The organism is Variovorax sp. WDL1 (assembly GCF_001541225.1).
Classification (GTDB): domain Bacteria; phylum Pseudomonadota; class Gammaproteobacteria; order Burkholderiales; family Burkholderiaceae_C; genus Variovorax.
In genome coordinates this window covers 1-225 of sequence record NZ_LMTS01000191.1, presented here as the reverse complement: position 1 = coordinate 225, position 225 = coordinate 1, and the positions used below count along the sequence as shown (strand labels likewise).

Sequence of the window (225 nt, the reverse complement as noted above, 5' to 3'; positions counted from 1 at the left end):
CCAACACCTACGCTGGGACGACGACCCTCAGCGCAGGCACCCTGCGGGCTGGGGCGGCAAATGCCTTCAACGCCGCCAGCGCGGTGACGCTCGGCGGCGGCGCCACGCTGGACCTCAACAACTTCAGCCAGACCATCGGCAGCCTGGCGGGCTTCGGCTTCGTGGCCCTGGGCACCGGCACGCTCACGGCGGGAGGCGACAACAGCAGCACCACCTTCAGCGGCG

Annotated in this window: 1 protein-coding gene; it reads left to right on the top strand. The window is 71.1% G+C overall.

From position 1 onward, the window contains the following. The coding region (locus tag APY03_RS25545; protein WP_157103459.1) for a hypothetical protein at positions 1–225 on the top strand (225 nt) is incomplete at both ends.